The organism is Pseudomonas sp. P5_B2, assembly GCF_056400445.1.
The window spans coordinates 1-1,204 of sequence record NZ_JBFULH010000985.1; the positions used below are offsets into that span (position 1 = coordinate 1).

Annotated in this window: 2 protein-coding genes; both read left to right on the top strand. The window is 58.1% G+C overall.

The genetic code is table 11. The features are described 5' to 3' along the window. The coding region (locus AC1DRJ_RS28535; protein ID WP_477805088.1) for a Tc toxin subunit A-related protein at positions 1-659 on the top strand (659 nt) is incomplete at its 5' end. Continuing rightward, on the top strand, positions 656-1,204 hold a 549-nt coding region (locus AC1DRJ_RS28540), incomplete at its 3' end, for a SpvB/TcaC N-terminal domain-containing protein (RefSeq protein ID WP_477805089.1). The genes AC1DRJ_RS28535 and AC1DRJ_RS28540, both read left to right, overlap by 4 nt.

Below are 1,204 nucleotides of genomic sequence, written 5' to 3' on the forward strand. Positions count from 1 at the left end.
GCACCTACCGTGGATTTGGCCCCGGGGAGCGTATGAAGCTGGGTTTGGTGAAGATGAAGAATGCCTATTTGCTGGGCAACGAGCGTGAGCTGGAAATCTGCAAGACCGTGTCGTTGCGTCAGCTACCTGCGAAGGAAAAAAATCAAACATCCGCCCCCTCAATCAACAAACCCTGGGACGATACGACCGAAGAGAACAAATCAGTGACCGACGGACTCAAGTCCATCCTGGTAAAAAGCGGCGTGTGCGAGTTTGAATTGACGTCGTCCCTTTTTGAAAACGACTACCTGGGACACTGCCTGCGCCGGATCAAGAGCATCAGTATTTCCCTGCCGGCCGTTCTAGGCCCCTATGAGGATATCCGCGCCACGCTCTCCCAGGCGTCCAGCGAAGTCGTCATGCCTGATGCCGACAGGACCGTCWTGAAAAGTCTGCGGGCCAATCAGCACATTGCCCTGTCGACGGGTATCGATGACAACGGTCTGTTCACGCTGAATTTTCAGGATGAACGCTACTTGCCCTTTGAATACACCGGCGCGATTTCGAAATGGAAACTGTTTTTCCCTAATTTCGAAGCACAGAAAGCCATGCTTGAATCGCTCACCGATATCATCGTGCACCTGCAGTACACCGCCAGGGCTTGCGGGGGTGCGCAATGAGCGAACAGCCTCCCATCGAGGTAACTCATCCGACCCTGCCCAAGGGCGGCGGTGCCATTCAAGGCATGGGGCAAGGCCTGGGCGTTGTCGGCTCGAGCGGCGCGGCCACCTGCGAGATCCCGCTGCCGATCTCACCGGGGCGCGGATATGCTCCTGCCCTGACCTTGCGCTACAGCAGTGGCCAGGGAAACGGTATTTTCGGCCTCGGCTGGAAGCTGTCTCTGGCCACCGTCGCGCGACGCACGAGCCTCGGCGTCCCGGCCTATACCGACGATGATCTGTTCGTCGGCCCCGGTGGCGAAGTGTGGTTGCCTGAACGGGACGAAATGACGGGCACAATCAAATCAACTCGCAAAAAGTGCGCTGTCGGCGCTCAACAGGTGTCGCATGATGTCGTGCAATACCGCCCCCGCGTCGAAGCCGACTTCGATTTGATCGAACACTGGTCCAGCGCCATCGACAAGCCCGGTTTCTGGTGGCTACACAGTGCCGACGGCAGCCAGCACCTGTATGGAAAAACGCCGTTTGCGCGGCGTACAGACCCC